At 72.4% G+C, this 15,393-nt stretch carries 14 protein-coding genes and 1 pseudogene; 5 read left to right on the forward strand and 10 right to left on the reverse strand.

The window, feature by feature from the left end; translation table 11 throughout:
- The first annotated feature begins 206 nt into the window (after positions 1 to 206).
- Positions 207 to 608, forward strand: coding sequence for a hypothetical protein (locus D6718_10910; protein RMG43934.1), 402 nt, complete (start codon positions 207 to 209; stop codon positions 606 to 608).
- Positions 609 to 736: 128 nt separating this feature from the next.
- A complete protein-coding gene (locus D6718_10915; GenBank protein RMG43935.1) occupies positions 737 to 1,663 on the forward strand; it encodes an SAM-dependent methyltransferase in 927 nt (308 codons plus the stop codon).
- 16 nt (positions 1,664 to 1,679) lie between these two features.
- Here D6718_10915 and glk read toward each other — a convergent pair whose 3' ends face one another.
- The 3 genes from glk to pabB are packed head-to-tail and all read right to left on the reverse strand — an operon-like array spanning position 1,680 to position 5,031.
- Positions 1,680 to 2,654 carry a glucokinase gene (gene glk, locus D6718_10920; GenBank protein ID RMG43936.1) on the reverse strand — a complete coding sequence of 325 codons (975 nt, stop codon included), beginning with the start codon at positions 2,652 to 2,654 and terminating at the stop codon, positions 1,680 to 1,682.
- A complete protein-coding gene (locus D6718_10925; protein RMG43937.1) occupies positions 2,651 to 3,478 on the reverse strand; it encodes a hypothetical protein in 828 nt (275 codons plus the stop codon). Before D6718_10925 ends, glk begins: the two co-directional genes overlap by 4 nt.
- Positions 3,475 to 5,031: an aminodeoxychorismate synthase component I gene (pabB, locus tag D6718_10930; protein ID RMG43938.1), complete on the reverse strand. Its 1,557-nt coding sequence runs from the start codon at positions 5,029 to 5,031 to the stop codon at positions 3,475 to 3,477. Before pabB ends, D6718_10925 begins: the two co-directional genes overlap by 4 nt.
- Between pabB and D6718_10935 the strand changes: the two are divergent.
- A pseudogene (locus D6718_10935) lies at positions 4,811 to 5,596 on the forward strand (hypothetical protein). The gene pabB and the pseudogene D6718_10935 overlap by 221 nt on opposite strands.
- 11 nt (positions 5,597 to 5,607) lie before the next feature.
- On the opposite strand, the gene D6718_10940 reads toward D6718_10935, so the two are convergent.
- The 6 genes from D6718_10940 to D6718_10965 all read right to left on the reverse strand — a co-directional run bounded on the left by D6718_10940 (position 5,608) and on the right by D6718_10965 (position 12,136).
- Positions 5,608 to 5,829: a hypothetical protein gene (locus D6718_10940; protein RMG43939.1), complete on the reverse strand. Its 222-nt coding sequence runs from the start codon at positions 5,827 to 5,829 to the stop codon at positions 5,608 to 5,610.
- Positions 5,830 to 6,191: 362 nt separating this feature from the next.
- Positions 6,192 to 7,337, reverse strand: coding sequence for a glycosyltransferase (locus D6718_10945; GenBank protein RMG43940.1), 1,146 nt, complete (start codon positions 7,335 to 7,337; stop codon positions 6,192 to 6,194).
- Positions 7,334 to 8,266, reverse strand: a complete 933-nt coding sequence (locus D6718_10950) for a hypothetical protein (protein ID RMG43941.1) — start codon at positions 8,264 to 8,266, stop codon at positions 7,334 to 7,336. The genes D6718_10945 and D6718_10950 overlap by 4 nt, the downstream gene beginning before the upstream one ends.
- Positions 8,263 to 9,312, reverse strand: a complete 1,050-nt coding sequence (locus tag D6718_10955; protein RMG43942.1) for a glycosyltransferase family 2 protein — start codon at positions 9,310 to 9,312, stop codon at positions 8,263 to 8,265. Before D6718_10955 ends, D6718_10950 begins: the two co-directional genes overlap by 4 nt.
- On the reverse strand, positions 9,309 to 10,526 hold the full coding sequence (locus D6718_10960; protein ID RMG43943.1) for a glycosyltransferase family 1 protein: 1,218 nt from the start codon (positions 10,524 to 10,526) through the stop codon (positions 9,309 to 9,311). Before D6718_10960 ends, D6718_10955 begins: the two co-directional genes overlap by 4 nt.
- Positions 10,523 to 12,136: a DUF3473 domain-containing protein gene (locus D6718_10965; GenBank protein RMG43970.1), complete on the reverse strand. Its 1,614-nt coding sequence runs from the start codon at positions 12,134 to 12,136 to the stop codon at positions 10,523 to 10,525. Before D6718_10965 ends, D6718_10960 begins: the two co-directional genes overlap by 4 nt.
- On the opposite strand from D6718_10965, the gene D6718_10970 reads away from it, so the two are divergent.
- Both D6718_10970 and D6718_10975 read left to right on the forward strand, forming a co-directional pair.
- The gene (locus D6718_10970; GenBank protein ID RMG43944.1) at positions 11,685 to 12,794 is read left to right on the forward strand and encodes a GNAT family N-acetyltransferase; all 1,110 of its coding nucleotides are present in this window, start codon (positions 11,685 to 11,687) and stop codon (positions 12,792 to 12,794) included. The two genes, D6718_10965 and D6718_10970, sit on opposite strands and share 452 nt — an antisense overlap.
- Positions 12,791 to 13,798, forward strand: a complete 1,008-nt coding sequence (locus D6718_10975) for a hypothetical protein (protein ID RMG43945.1) — start codon at positions 12,791 to 12,793, stop codon at positions 13,796 to 13,798. Before D6718_10970 ends, D6718_10975 begins: the two co-directional genes overlap by 4 nt.
- Here the strand turns inward: D6718_10975 and D6718_10980 are convergent.
- The gene (locus D6718_10980) at positions 13,716 to 15,269 is read right to left on the reverse strand and encodes a hypothetical protein (GenBank protein RMG43946.1); all 1,554 of its coding nucleotides are present in this window, start codon (positions 15,267 to 15,269) and stop codon (positions 13,716 to 13,718) included. The genes D6718_10975 and D6718_10980 overlap by 83 nt on opposite strands.
- Positions 15,270 to 15,393: the final 124 nt, after the last annotated feature.

Below are 15,393 nucleotides of genomic sequence, written 5' to 3' on the forward strand. Positions count from 1 at the left end.
TACCCCGTCGGCAGCAGAATGCAACAGGAATTTCCCGCCCGGCGGAGGGCGGTCCGGCCGGGCGGTCCCCGGCCGGAGCGCGGCGAAAGAATCCGGACTATCTCGGACCCGGGAGGCCGCGATACAATGGGCGCCGCGAAGGGGAAGGCCCGAACGGCAGACATGGGCGCTTCCCGCGAGGACGCCCCTACTAAAGGAGAAGGATCGTGAGACATCTCATCGCCCTGTGCGGCGCCCTGTTGGTGGTCGCTGCCGCGGCCTGCAGCGGGCAGAAGTCGGAGCCGGAAGCGCAGGCGCCTGCCGCCATGGAGCAGCCCGCCGAGTCCGCGGCCCCGGCGGCCGCGACCGAGGCGCCGGCCCTCGAGGTCGGGCAGGCCCTGTCGATCGAAGGCACGATGGGCTGCGGCCACTGCACGTTCCACAAGACCGACGACTGCGCCGCGGCCGTCCAGACCGCCGACGGCCGGGTCTTCATTCTCGATGTCGGCGAGGACCACGAGCTGTTCACGTCGCGAACCGACGGGAAGGCGGTGAGGATCGAGGGGACGGTGGTCGACGCCGGTGATCCGCCCCATCTCACCGTCACGAACTACTCCATCGGGTCCTGAGGTTCCGGGCGGCGGCCGGAGCGCCTCCGGCCGCCCGACCGGCCCGCCGGGCGCGATTGCCGGACGGGAACCGCCCCCCTAGATTCGACCCTGCCGTAAGAGAGGTTCTCCGCTCGGCAGAGGGCCCGATGCCGGTCGATTCGACGACGGAGCAGGAACGCGTCCTCGGCGGTAGCCCGCTCGAGTACGAGGGCCGGACGTTCGACGAATGGTTCCGGCTGATCTGCGTACCCGAGCTGGTGCCGAGGGCGCGATCGGTCCGGATCTTGCTGCGGGATCCGCGCTCGCGGCTGAGGCGACCGCGGCCGCTTTCCTGGGAAGTCTGCCACGAGATCCTCGCCTATCGGGAGTACTCCGGGCGGCGGTACTCCGTGCGGCGACTGATCCGAATGTCGAACGACCGGTACCGCCGTCTCGCAGCCCTCTGGCCCGGCGAGGCCCCCACCCGCGAGGAGCTGGACGCCTTCTACGAGCGGAGCGCCGAGGTGCTCCCCTGGGGGCACGGCGTGTTCCTTTTCGATCACGACGTCGAAGGCCGACGCCGCTGCTGGATGCGGCGCGTCGTGCTGCTGCGGGAACTCCAGCGCCGCGGCGCTCGCAGCCTGCTCGACTTCGGCGCCGGGGGTGGTCACACGAGCCTGCTAGCGCTGGCGCTCGGCTTTCGGCGCGTCGTGCACCACGAGTACCCTGTTTTCCACGACTACGTTCTGTGGAGAGCGCACCGGCTCGCGGCCCCGGCCGGAGGCCGCTTCGAGGTGTCGAGCGCGCGGCGCGCCCTCGAGTTGGCCGAGCCGGTCGACGCAGCCTGCTGTCTCGACGTGGCCGAGCACGTCGCGGACCCCGAGCGGATGCTGGACGAGATCGCGCGCGCCCTCCGGCCGGGCGGGCTCCTCGTCTGGGTCGCCTGCTTCGAGCCGAGCATCGCGTGTCACCTGCACTTCCACCTGCGCGGCTGCGAGGAGGATCTGCTCGACCGCCACGGCTTCGAGAGAATCGGCGATTTGCCGGTGCGCTACCTGGGCCACACCGGGCTCTACCGGCGCCGGCGCGCCTGAGGGCGTCTCCCGGAATTCAGGCCGGCGCGCCGCCGTCCGCCTCGGCGACGGCCCGGGCCGCCCCTTTGAGAGCCAGGGTCCCGTCCAGCACCACACGGACCGGCACGCGCTCGAGCAACTCCCGGTAGCGTCCCTTGTCCCGGAAGGCCTGAAGGAACGGGCCGGAGCGGAGCCGCTCGAGGATGGCCGGCGCGATGCCCCCGGCGACGTAGACGCCACCCCGCGCGAGCGCCTTCAGCGCGAGGTTCCCCGCCTCCGCACCGTAGATGGAACAGAACCGGTCCAGAGCCGCGACCGCCGCGGGGCAGGCGCCGCTGAGTCCGGCGCGGCTGATCGCGGCGGCGCGGTCCTCGCCTTCCCGGAAGGGGATGGGGGAAACCGAACGCCTTTCGGTTTCGAACGCGTAGAGGTCGACCAGCCCGGGCCCGGAAACGATCCTCTCGTAGGAAACGTGCCCGTGGCGCTTCCTGAGAAACCGCCAGAGCTCGACCTCTTCCTCGTCCCGAGGGCCGAAGTCGGTGTGGCCACCCTCCGAGGCGCAGGGGAACCACCGCCCGCCGTGCCGCAGGATCAGCGCTTCGCCGAGTCCCGTGCCGGCCGCGATCACCGCGCGGTTTCCCTCCGCCGGCTCCCCCTCCTGGAGCGTGGCCAGATCTTCGGGGGCGGCGAGGAGCACGCCGTGCGCCGCCGCCTCGAGGTCGTTGACCAGCACCACGCGGCACCCGAGCTTTCGCTGGAGCTCGTCGGCGTCGACGACCCACGGGAGATTCGTCGTTCGGACGCGGCGTCCGGTGACCGGACCGGGGATTCCGAATCCGGCGGCTTCCACCGCCCCGCTCCAGCCCTCCAGATAGCGCTCCACGAGGCGAGCCAGGCCCGCCGCGGGATCGGAGGGGAAGACCTTCGTGCCGTGCAGGCGGAATCGGCCGCCGACGCGCTCCGCCAGGGCCAGGCGCGTGTGGGTTCCGCCGACGTCGCCGCAGAGGATCATTGACCGAGTTCTTCCCGCACTCTCCGCCGGTAGGCGCGCGAGAGTGCCCGCGTGACCGGACCCGGACGGCCGATCTCGCGTTGGCCGATCTTCGCCACGGGAACGATCTCCATCATCGAGCTGGTGACGAACACCTCGTCCGACGCGACCAGCCGGCGCAATGACAACGGACGTTCCACGATCGCGAGACCCTCCCCGGCGGCGAGGTCGAGAACGACGCGCCGGGTCACGCCGGGCAGGATACCGGATGCGGGCGGCGTGAGAAGCGCACCTCTGCGCACCGCGAACAGGTTCGAGCGCGTTCCCTCGAGCACGTGACCGGAGGGAGAGAGAAGGATCGCGTCGATGGCCCCCGCCCGCTCCGCCTGGCGGCGCGCCAGCATCAGCTCGTGATAGCTGAGGCTCTTGTGGCCGGCGAGGGGGGCTCGCGGATCGCGGCGCCACGGCGCCACCTCCAGGCGGGCACCCTCCCGGTAGACACGCCGCGGCGGCAGGCGACAGGGTTCCGCGCTCACCAGCACACGCCCGCCGCCCGTGCAGACGATCCGGACCCGCGCCTCCCGGAGCCCGTTGCGCCGGAGCAGGCCGGCGACGACCGGCTCCAGCGCCGGAATCTCGACCTCGAGGCCGATCGCCGCCGCCGAGCGGCGGAGCCGGTCGACGTGATCGGCCAGCCGGAAGCAGCGGCCTTTGTACGCCCGCACCGTTTCGAAAAGACCGACGCCCCGGCGAACCGCCGGATCGTCCACCGGGATCCGAGCCCGATCCCGGCGGAGATACCGCCCGTCGAGCCAGACGACCGGCTTCCGGTCCCTCGCCGTCATCGCAGCTCGAGCCCCAGCGCGGCGGCCATCCCCCGCGACTTGACCAGCGTCTCCTCGTACTCCGCCTCGGGGCGGGAGTCCCAGACGATCCCCCCGCCCACCTGAAACGTCGCCACTCCGCCCTGCCAGAGAATCGTCCGGATCGCGATGCTCGTCACCATCTCGCCGGCCGGGGTCAGGTAGCCGATCGCGCCGGTGAACAGCGCCCGCCGTGTCGGCTCCAACTCGTCGAGCACGGCCATCGCCCGCAGTTTCGGGGCCCCCGTGACCGACCCGCCGGGAAAGGCGGCCTCGACCAGATCGAGCGCGTCCCTTCCCCGCGCCAGCCTCCCTTCCACCGTGGCGACGAGGTGAAGGACGTGGGGGTGTTTTTCGAGTTCGCGCAGTCGGGTGACGCGCACGCTCCCCGGCTCGCAGACGCGGCCGAGGTCGTTCCGCTCGAGATCGACGATCATCGTGAGCTCGGCCGCATCCTTGGCGCTGCCGAGCAGCTCCCGTTGCAGCCGCGCGTCCTCCTCGGATGTGTGACCCCGGGGACGCGTGCCCTTGATCGGCCTCGTGCGCACGGAGGATCCGCGGACCTCGAGAAACAGCTCCGGCGACGACGAGATCACCGCCCGCTCGCCGAAGCGGAGGTAGGCGGCGTAGGGGGCCGGGCTGACCGCCCGCAGGCGCCGGTAGAGTTCCAGCGGCGGGGCGTCCCATCGCGCGGCGAACCGCTGCGACAGGTTGGCCTGATAGATCTCGCCCCGAGCGATGAGACGCCGCACCTCCTCCACCGCCGCAAGGTAGCGCCGCCGGTCGAAGTTCCTCTCCGGCAGAGCGGGAGGCGGTCCCCCGAACGCGGCCATCTCGCCGGACCTGTCGAGCGCGGGCGGCTGCGGCCGGCCCGCTCGAACCTCGACGAACCTTCGCTCCACGGGAATCCAGCGGATCCACCGGTCGTAAGCCGCGAAGAGGAGATCGGGGAAGTCCTGATCGCGGACGGCCCTTTGCGGGGGAAGCCGTTCGAGTTCCCACGCGAGGTCGTAGCCGAAGAATCCGACGAGGAGGGCCTCGCGGTGCCCGCGCGCGGCGCAGTCCAAGAGCAAGCGGCGCAACGCCTCCAGAGGCGGCAGCTCCACCTCGCTCGCGGCGCCGCGGCTCCACAGCCGCACCCTTCCCTGCCGCGCCTCGAGCACCGCGAAGGGGGAGGCGCCCATCAGGACGCGCCCCGGTGCCGCGCCCGCCGTTTCGAGGAGGAAGGGGAGAGGCAGCCGTTCGAGGCCGGCGAACCGGTCCAGGATCTCCTTTCTCGGAGCGGCCGCGACGCGGGTTCGGAGCGCTCGGGGCATGGGGCGGTGCATTATAGGTGCGAGCGCCGAGTCTCCGGCGGGCCGCGTTGCCCCCCCTGCCCGGCGCGGCCATCTTGACCGGAGAGACATGACCAGCGGATCCGAGAGCGCCGAAGCCCGCCCGTCCCGCGGAGACGGACCGGACCGGTCGCGGCCGCGCGTGCTGGTGCTCGACGAGGAGCCGCCCGTCCCGCCCCACACGGGGAAGAAGATCCGCACGCTGGCGCTGTTGTCCCGCCTGGCGGACAGGTACGAGATCGACTTGCTCGTTCACGGGCGAGGCGTTTCGCCGGATCAAATCGAGGCGATGCGCCGGATCGGCGTGGCGCTCCACCTCGCTCCCGGCGGGCTGCCGCCGAAGCGCGGGCCGGCCTTCGTGGCGCGGGTCGCGCTCAGCCTCGCGTCGCCCTATCCCTACAGCGTCTCCAGCCATCACCGGCCCGGCTACCGCCGCGCGCTCCGTTCGATGCTCCGGCGGAACCGCTACGACGTGTTGCACTGCGAGTGGACACCGTACGCGCGCTACCTCGTGGACCGGCTGCCGCAGGCCGTCGTCTCGGCTCACAACGTGGAGTGCGAGGTGTGGCGGCGCTTGTCCAGAAGCGAACGCTTCCCTCTCCGGCGGTGGCTGTTCGCGCTGCAGGCGAAGAGGATGGAGAACTTCGAGCGGGCGGTCTTCGCGCGGGCCGGCTGGGCGACAGCGGTGTCCGAGCGCGACGCCGGCACTCTCCGTTCTTTCGGCTGCCGGCGCGTGACCGTGGTTCCCAACGGCGTCGATCTCGACTACTTCCAGCCTCAGGGACCGCCGCCGGCGGGCCGCGACCTCGTCTTCACCGGCTCGCTCGATTGGCGGCCGAACCAGGAAGCGGTGGAGTGGTTCGTGCGGGAGGTCTTCCCGCGCCTGCGCACGCTGGGCTGCCGCTTTTCGATCGTCGGCCGCCGGCCGCCGCCCGAACTGGATCGTCTCGCGCGCGCCTCGGGCGGCGCGATCGAGCTCGCCGCGGACGTGCCCGACATCAGGCCTTACGTCCGCCGGGCCGCCGCCTACGTCGTCCCGCTCCTCTCGGGGGGCGGCTCGCGGCTCAAGATCCTCGAGGCGATGGCCATGGAGCGCCCCGTGATCTCGACCCCGGTCGGCGCCGAAGGTCCCGACCTGGCGCCGGGGCGGCACTACCTCGCGGCGGCCGACGCCGCCGGGTTCGCGGCCGCGGTGGAGCGCGTGCTGGTCGACCGGGAGCTCGCCCTTCGCCTGGCGGCCGAGGGCCGGAGGTTCGTCACGGCGCACCACGGATGGGACTCGATCGCCGGCCGCCTCGCCTCGGTCTGGGAGGAGGCCGCGGGGGCCCCTGGAGGGTGAGGCCCGCCGGCCGGAACGGCTTTCAGCGCGGCGACACCTGGCCGAGGAGTGCGGCGATGTGCTCGCGATAGCGGCGCGCCACCCGGCTCGCCTCGAACTCCGCGGCCTTTTCTCTCGCCGCGTCCCCGAACCGCCCGCGCAGCTCCGGCTCGGCGACGAGCCGCCGCCAGGCAGCAGCCAAGGCCTCCGGATCGCCGGCCGGGACGAGAAACCCGGTCGCTCCGTGCTCGACGAGTTCCGGGTTTCCTCCGGTATCGGTGGCCACCACCGGCAGGCCGGCCGCCATGTACTCGAGGATCGTGTTCGACAGGCCCTCCGTGTCGGAGGTGAGCGTTCCGATCTGCCACGTCGCCATGAGGCTCCGGCTGTCCTCGCGCTGTCCCCGGAAAGCGACGCGGCCGGCGATCCCCAGCTCGCGGGCGAGCCGCTCCAGCCGGACGCGCTCCGGCCCGTCGCCGACCACTTCGAACCGCGCCTCTTCCGGTCCGAGACGCCTCGCGGCTTCGAGGAAGATGTCGACGCGCTTCACCGGCCGCAGGTTGGCCGCGATCCCGATCGTCACCGGCGAGCCCGCCGCGGGCGCGGCCCGGGGAACGCCGTCGATCTCGACGAGGTTGGGCAAGTAGGCGACGGGAGGGGCCCACGCCGGCGCCTCGCCGGCGAGGATCTCGGCGGCCCGGCGGCTGTTGCACAGGATCTCGGTGGCGTGGCGGCTCACCCGCCACCGGGCTCGCAGGAACCACGGCGGCTCGGTGGCCCCGAAGTTTCTCTGCGCGAAGATTCGGACCGGAACGGCGGCTTCACGCGCCGCCTTGAGCCCGACCCACCGCCCCATCGGAAAGAACGCGATGAGTGCGTCGGGGCGGAGGTCCCGAAGCCAGCTCGCGATCCGGCGCTGCGCGAGGGGGTAGAGGTAGCGCTTGAGGGAGACGCCCAGCACGACGCTCCCTTCCGGAAGTTGCAGCCTCGGGGAAGGCGCCCGCATGAGCGCCAGCACGGGCGCGACGCCCCACCGGGGTAGATGCCGGCAGAGGAGCAGCACCTGGCGTTCCGTCCCGGCCGTCCACCCGCAGATCTCGTCGATCAGCAGGACGAGCACGATGCGGCCGGGCCTACCGGGCCGCGCGCCGGCGGCGGTCGCGCCGCGAGTGGGTCGGACGTCGATCATCGCCTCGCGGGAATCAGCCGCACGTTGTCGATCCACAGGCTCGCCGGCGGCGACTCCGGAAGGATGAAAACTAGCGCATCCAGGCGGCCGAGGTCGAGATCCCTGCCCGAGGGCGTGCGGCGAAGCCGCGCGATCGGCAGGCGCACCGAGGAGCCCCCCACCGGAATCTCGATCGTCTCCTCGTGACGGGTCGCCGGGTTCGCGTAACCGCGACGGTCCGTCAGGCGTAAGCGGAGAGGAACGGTGTGCGGGCCGGGGTTCCACGCTTCGAAAGCGAGGCTTTCGGCCGAGCCCCAGTCTCCGGGCGGATCGTGGAGGACCAGGTAGGCCGGTCCCGGTCCCGCGCGGCGGATCTTCAGGCTGCTCCGGCCCTCTGCCGACCAGAGCGCCGAGAGAGAGGCCCGGCACCGGCCTCGCGCCATCCAGGCGTACAGTTCCGCCCGGCGCTCGAAGCGTCCCAGCAGCGGGACCTCCGCGTGGCGGAGCCGCTCCGATCGGAACAGCGCGGCGCCTTCCGCGACCGGGACGAGGGCCGCGGCGGCCGCGGCGGCCACCGCGAGGCGCGACGCCCCGCCGGCCATCCACAAGGCGGCGGCCACGGCCCCGACGATGTCATGGGCGACGTCCAGCAAAGAAGGGGTCCCCCAAGCGGTGAGCGCCTGGATCGCCTCGACGGCGATGCCGGCCGAAACGGCGGCGGCCGCGGCGCGGGCGGCCCGCCGCCGCCCCGACCCGGGCCCGAAACCGAGGAGGAGAACCAGCGCCGCCGCCCACGGGATGTGCGCCAGGTCGCGCATGAGGGCCAGCGCGGGAATCCTCGACGGGCCGAGGGGATCCAGAATCGGGGCGAGTCCGAGCGCGGCTGCCGCTACGATGCGCGCGGGCCCGGTCCGCCGGCGTCCCGGCGCCGCCGCCAGGGGGCCGCTCATCGGGGTGGCGGAAGGTGGCCGCGCCTGAGGAGCGACCAGAGAAACCCGGTGCCGAGCCCGAAGTGGATCACCGGGAAGATCGCCGCGAAGTGGGGCCAGCGCCACCACCCGTGCCGCCGGGCCAGGCGGGTCGACTCGATCAGCACGAGGAGTCCGTAGGCGGCTACGGGCACGGCCCACAGTGCCGCCGCGGGTAGGCCCCCGAGGAGGAAGGCGGGGCCGCTCAGGGTCCAGGCCACGAATCCCGGCAACGCCGCCTGCTCCCAAGTCAGACGGCGTGGGTGCTTGAGCAGGAACTTGCAGCGGCCGAACCCGTAGCGGAACATCTGCCGCCACAGCCCCGGAAGGTCCCGGCGCGCGTGGTAGAAGACGGTCAGGCGCGGGCTGATGTAGCAGCGCATCCCCGCCTCGTCGAGTCTCGTGTTGAACTCGACGTCCTCGCAGGCGTCGAAATCCTCGTCCAGGTAACCGATCTTCTCGAAGACCTCCCGCCGGTAGGCTGCGCCGACGCTCGCCGCGGGAACGAACCCCTCCGCGTCGCTGTAGATGAACGAACTCCGGCTGTGTCCCAGCCAGGAAGCCCTCGCCAAGGCGATCGATTCCGACCAGCGGCTTCCGGGCACCGGGATCAGCGGCTGCGGCCGGCCGAGGCACTCCGCGCCGGTCCTCTCGAAGATCTCCGCCACGGTGCGGAGAAGATCACGTCCCGGAATCTCCACGTGCCCGTCGATGACGAGGGCGTAGTCTCCCCGCGCGTTCCGGAAACCGACGTTCCTTCCGGCGGAGCTGCGGATGCCCGGATTGTCGAGCAGGCGGACGCGCGTGTCGCGAGCGGCGACCGCCGCGACGACTCGACGGGTTCCGTCCGTGCTCCTTCCGTCGCACACCAGAATCTCGAAGCGGTCCTCCGGGTAGTCCTGCTCCAGGAGTCGCTCGAGGACCCTGCCGACCGTCGCCTCCTCGTTCCGCACCGGAACGACGACGGAAATGAAGGGCGGCCCGCTCCCCTGCCGCGAGGGACGGTCCCGTGGCACGCGCGCGCTCATCCGCCGCCCGACAGCCGCTCGGCAGCGCGCGCGACGGCGGCGTGGCCGGCGGCCCGAGGAGCGAGGGCGTCGTAGATGGCGGCGAGGGCCCTGGTCTGCCGCTCCGGATCGAACTCGCGCGACAGACGTTCCCGGGCGCGTTCCGCGCGCCGCTGCGCCTCCGCCGGCGATCGCAGGGCCTGCTCGATCGCCCCCGCGAGCGCCTCCGGATCGTCGGGGGGGACCGTCCACCCGGTTTCCCCGTCCACGACCGCTTCGGGGACCCCCCCGACCTCGGTGGCCACCACCGGGGTTCCCACGCGGAACGCCTCCAGGATCACGTTCGGCAGCCCCTCGCTTCGGGAGGGATTCACCAGCAGGTCGGCACCCGCGATCCAGCGGGGAAGCTCGTGTCGGAACCCGGCGAGCCGAACCGAGTCGGCGAGCCGCTCGCGCCGAATGAGCCGCTCCAGGCGGCGGCGCCGCGCCCCTTCCCCGAGAATCGCCGCGAGGACCGGCCTTCCCCGTTCCCGCAGGTGCGCGACGGCGCGAACCAACACGTCCTGTCCCTTCTCGGGGCTCAGCCGTCCCGCGGCGATCAACACCGGCCGCGGATCTCCTTCCCATCCCAGCGCTCGCCGCACGTCGATCGGGGCACCGAAGCCGTCTTCCCGGACGTCGGCGTTTCGGACCACGCAGATGCGCTCCGCCCGTACGCCGATCCGCAACGCCAGCCGCCGCATCGCCTCCGATACCGCCACGACCCGGTCCGCCCGCCGGAGCGACCAGCGGTAGGCGCGCTCGTACAACCTCACCTTGAGATTCTCGCCGGTGAGGCCGCGGAGGAAGGCGATGCGCGGTATCCCGACCTTCGCCGCCGCGAGGTGCCCGTAGATGTCCGCCTTGTAGCCGTGGGTCGCGAGGACCTCGACGCGCATCTCGCTCAGGAAACGGGCCAACTGGCGCGCATTGTCGGGGCTGAACGGCGAGGCGGTATCGACGAGGAACGCCGGCCGCCCGCGTTCTCGGGCCCTTTCGACGATCTCGACCGCCGGCCGGCCCTCCCTGAACGAGCCGATCACCGCCTCCCAGCCGTAGCGGCCGAGACGCGCGGCGTGCCCCAGGATCTGCCTCTCCGGACCGCCGAAGAAATTGCTGGCGATCAGGTGCGCGACGCGCCTCCGCGCAGGAGGGGTCTGTGGGCCGGGGCGCGCGGGCGAACGACGTCGCGTCATGGCGCCGCCGTCCCCGCTGCGGCCCAGCCGGGAACGAGGGCGTTCCCTCGGACGCTGTACACGGCGAGGTGGCGGCTCTCGGGAGAGGCGAGCCACTCGCCGATCGGCATCGCTCTCAGCACCGAGAGCAGAGCATCCAGCCTTGTCTCCATGCGGGAGAGATTACGGTAGTGGCGCACGCGCGTCACCGGCCCGACGGGCAACCGCGGCTGCCCCGGATCGAGTTCCCACGGGTGAAGGTAGAGGACGGCGGGTCGCCGGTGCGCCCGGGTCATTCGCCGCAGGCCCCATCGGACGAGGACGAACGGGAGATGCCGCCAGTAGGCGCCCCCGGCGAGAGGAATCCGCAGCCTCCCCACGCGCAGGGTCGCGGGCGGCAGCTCGAGCAGGTCTCCCCCCGGCGTCAGGGCCACGAACGGCTCGGTGGGGGCCGCGGGAAGGCGGCACCGGCGATAGACCGGAAAGATGCTGGAATCGTAGCGGAAGCCGTGCGCGGCGAGAACCTCCAGAGCCCAGAGGTTTTCCTTCCCGATCGAGAAGGACGGCGCGCGGTAGCCGGCCGGCCTCGCGCCGCAAGCCGATCCGATCGCTTCCACCGCGAGGGCGGTGTCCTCCGCGAACCGTTCCGGATCGAGGGAATCGACCCGCCGGTGGTGGTAGGAGTGGCACGCGATTTCGTGACCGGCCTCGGCGATTTCGCGCACGAGATCGGGGTAGCGGTCGGCGATCCACCCCAGGACGAACCATGTGGCCCGCGCTTCGTGGCGCGCCAGGATTTCCAGGAGCTTGCGGACGTTGCGCGCCACCCGGGCCGGATACCACTCCCAGTCATCGCGCTGGACGATGGACCGGAACGCCTCGACCTGGAAGTAGTCCTCGAGATCGATCGAGAGAAGAGCCGGCGCGGCCGCGTTGCCGTCCAGGACTCCCGCCGGCCGGGGCCGCCCGCTGTCCCGCGACGCCTGCAGACCAGCCGGGTCGAGCTCCACGACTCGCCTCCATGTTTCGCGGGATCCCGGGCGCCGGCGCGGCGGCGCCGTCGCCGCTGGGGCTATATATATGTGCCGATGATCCGGATCAACGCTCGTCCCGAACGGCCTCGCCCCGTCGCGCCAGCGGCGCGATGTCTCTAGGCTCTCCCCGGAACGCCCACCGCCGATGGAAGCGTTCGCCCTGGAGACCCTCGAGAGCGTCGGGTCTCTCCGCGCCGAGTGGGACGACCTGCTCGCACGCTGTCCCGGCTCGCCGCTGTTTCGGACCCCCGAGTGGGTGCTCACCTGGTACGAGGTCCTGGCGGACCGCTTCCGACCGCTGGTCCTCGCCTTCCGCGAGTCCGGGCGGCTGATCGGGCTCCTCCCGCTGGCACGGCGCCGGGACGGCCGGAGGATCGAATTCGCGGGGGAGGCGCTCGCCTCCGGCGACCACCTCGGTCTCGTCGCGAGAGCGGAGGAGCTGGATCGACTCTGGGACGCGGCGGCGGGCCTCCTCGAGCCGGAGCTCCGGCGGGCGCGCGTCCTCAGGCTGGCGATGCTCGATCGCGGACCCGAGGTGGAGGCCGCACGTCGAGCGGCGGACCGGCGCGGCTGGACCGTCGTCGCCTCCGCCGGCATCGAGGCGCCCGTGGCGCGGCTTCCCTCCGATCCGGAAGACCTCCTCCGCCGGCTCCGAAAGAAGCGGCGGGCCGACGTGAGACGGCGCCGGCGGGATCTCGAACAGCGGGAAGGCGCCGCCTTTTCCACGATCACCGGCGCCGAGGACGTCGGCACGGGCCTGGAGATCCTGTTCGCGCTTCATGCGGCCCGCTGGCGGAGCCGTGGCAGCGAAGGGACGCTCGGCGACCCTGTCAAGCGCCGCTTCCTCGGCACCTTCTGCCGGTCGGCCGCGGAACGTGGATGGCTGCGCCTCCACGTGTGCCGCGCGCGCGGGAGACCGATCGGCGCTCTGCTCGCCTTTCACCGCGACGGCACCGCGAGCTATCTGCAATCGGGCTGGGATCCGGAGTTCCGCCGCTACGGAGTGGGAGAACTGCTCGTGCTCTTCGGCATGGAGGAGGCGGTCCGCGAGGGCCTGCGGTGGTTCGACTTCCTGCGCGGCGACGAGCCGTACAAGGCGCGCTGGTCCACCGAGACCCGCACGCTGGTCACGCTGGAAGCCGCGTGCCGCCTCCCCGGGCGGGCCGAACTCCGCCTGCGCGCGCTCGCCTCCGGCCTCCGGCGCCGCCTGCGTGCCCGACTCGCGGGTGACCGCCGCGCGGAGGGCGGCCGGTGAGCTCGCTCGGACGCTCAGCCACGGCGCGTCTGCTCCGCCACGCCTTCTGGTGGCTGCGCGTCGCCCTCGGTGCCCGGAGGGCCCGTCAGGAGGGCGCGCTGCGGATCCTCACCTACCACGGGGTCGTCGCCGACGCCGCGGCGGCGGAGCCGCTGGTGCCGCCTTACTACGTCACGGAACGGCAGCTCGCCCGGCAGTTGCGGGCCCTGCGCCGCTGGGCTCGGTTCGCCTCGGCCGAAGAGCTCCGGTTCGACGCGCGGGAGGGCCTCGTCTGGGACCCGGACGGACTGAGCGTGCTCGTCACGTTCGACGATGGGGCGCGGAACGTCGTCGAACTCGCGCAACCGGTCCTCGACTCCTGCGGCGTCCACGCGGTGCTGTTCGTGACCACGGGTCACATCGGAACGGACCGCCCGTTCCCGGCGGACGCTCTCCGCGCTCTCCGCCTCCTCGGCGCACCGGGGAGGAGCGGCGCGGCGGCGAGCGATCCGTGCCTCCGCGAGCTGCTGGAGCGGCCGGCGGCTTGGAAGGAGTTGCCCTCCGCCCGGTACCGGGAGCGGTTGCAGCGGGCGTGGGAAGAGCTTCCGCCGGAGGAACGCTCGCGCGTGCTGCGCCTCCTCGGCCCCGCCCACTGGGACGAACTCCTCGCCTTCGCCGCCGCGGGGCACACGTTGGGGGCGCACACCGCCCACCATGCCATCCTGTCGCGGGAACCCTTGGAGACGATGCAGCGGGAGATCGAGGATTCGTTCGCCGAGCTTCGATCGCGAGGCGTGACGGGTCGAATTCCGTTCGCCTACCCCAACGGCTCCCGCGGCGACTACACGGACGATTGCATCGCGGTTCTCCGTGCCTTGGATGCCGCCTGGGCGGCCACCACCGTCCCCGGCCCCAACCGATCCGGTAGCCCGCGCTTCGAGCTCAGGAGGAACCCGGTGGCGATGGGCTATCCGCTGAGCCGCCTCCGCGCCGAGCTGCTCGGACTCGCGGACGGGTGGGAATGAGGTGCCGCGAGCGGGCCGCCGTGTCCCCGGCATCGCGGGCCAGTTCCGCGCCGGCACCCAGGAAGGCCCCCAACCAGAACCAGTTGTACTCGTACAGGTTGTGGCCGGGAACTCCGAACAGGAGCATCAAGAGGAAACTCGCTCCCGCGGCGTCGACCAGCTCCGCGAGCCGCTCTGCCGGATCGCCTCGCGCGCTCCGCGCGGCGCGCCGCAGCCTGTGCCGGGCACGGCCCCACGTTCCCAGACAGGCGGCGCAGAACGCCGCGAACCCGACGAGGCCGACCAGGCCGGTTTCCCCGAGCAGCTGGCCCGGAAGGTTGTGGGGCTGCAAGCCGACCACCTCGAAGGACAGCCGGCCGAGATAGAGATGGCTGATGGTGAAGCAGTTCGGCCCGACCCCGGCGAGCGGCCGCATCTTGAACAGCGCCCACCCTTTGAGCAGCCCGATCCGCCGGCCTTCGGCCGACTCGTGGGCCGACTTGTTCAACTCAGGATCGAGGAGCGTCTGGTAGCGCTCGACGATGGGATCGGGAATCCAGATGACGAGAACCAGCGCCGCCGCGCCGAGGGCCAGGGCCGCGCGCCACCTCCGCCGGGACGACCAGAAGGCGGCAAGCGCCCAGGCGGCGAGCCCGATCAGCCCCGCCCGCGAACCGGTCAGCACGACGACCGCCACCGACTGGACCGCGGCCGCGGCCAGGACCCACCGGAGCCAGCGCCGCTGCTCGGTCCGCCACAGGGCGAGAAGGAAGGGCATCACGAGGACGGTCTTCGCCGCGAAGGTGTTCGGATCGCCGTAGGTGGTCTCGATGCCGATCAGCCGCCAGATCCCCATGCGGTAGACGCCGCGCCCGTGCATCGCGTATTCCCAGAGCGCCTTCGACTGGTAGAGGGCCATCCAGCCCACCCAGCACAGGGCGAGCCCCCGCATGTCGGCGGGCCGCCGGATCGCCCCCCACATCGCCAGCGCGAACAGCGCCGTCTTCGCCGTCTGCGACGTGGTCGCCCAGCTCCTCCCGGGCTCGAGGGCCAGCGCCGTGGCGACCAGCAACGCCGCGAGGAAACCGGCGGCCGCCCAGGGAATCGATCCCCGCCGCCAGCGCCACTCGCGCCCGACGAAGACGCGCGCGAGAACGACGAGCGCGACCACCTTCTCGAAGGGAATCGCCTGAAGCGAAGGGACGAGGCTCTCCCACGGGCGGATGAGGAACACGCCCATGTACAGGGCGAGCCAGGGAACGGCCGCGTTGACCGGCCCGTCGCCGCCGCCGAGGAGCGTGCGGAGCCAGCCCGCGGTGCGGCGCCGCCCCGGGCGCGTTCCCGGCTCCCGGCGGGGGTCCGTCTCGAAGGAGCGGACCGCCATCGCGTCAGTGCGTCGCATCCGCCGGTCGCCGGCCCTGGCACCGTGCGACCCGGACCGGATGTCCGCCCCCCGTGGGTCCGATCGTGGAACGCCTGTCCATCGTGGCATTACTACCTTCGGCAAGCCGTTCGCGCCAGAGACGGCTCGGAAGCGCGTGCCGGGCGGAGGATGTGGTGGATAATCCGCAGCGCCCGCCAGACCGCCGGTGGCCGGCGGCCGCGGGGCATGGACC

It is taken from the genome of Acidobacteriota bacterium, assembly GCA_003696075.1.
Classification (GTDB): Bacteria; Acidobacteriota; Polarisedimenticolia; order J045; family J045; genus J045.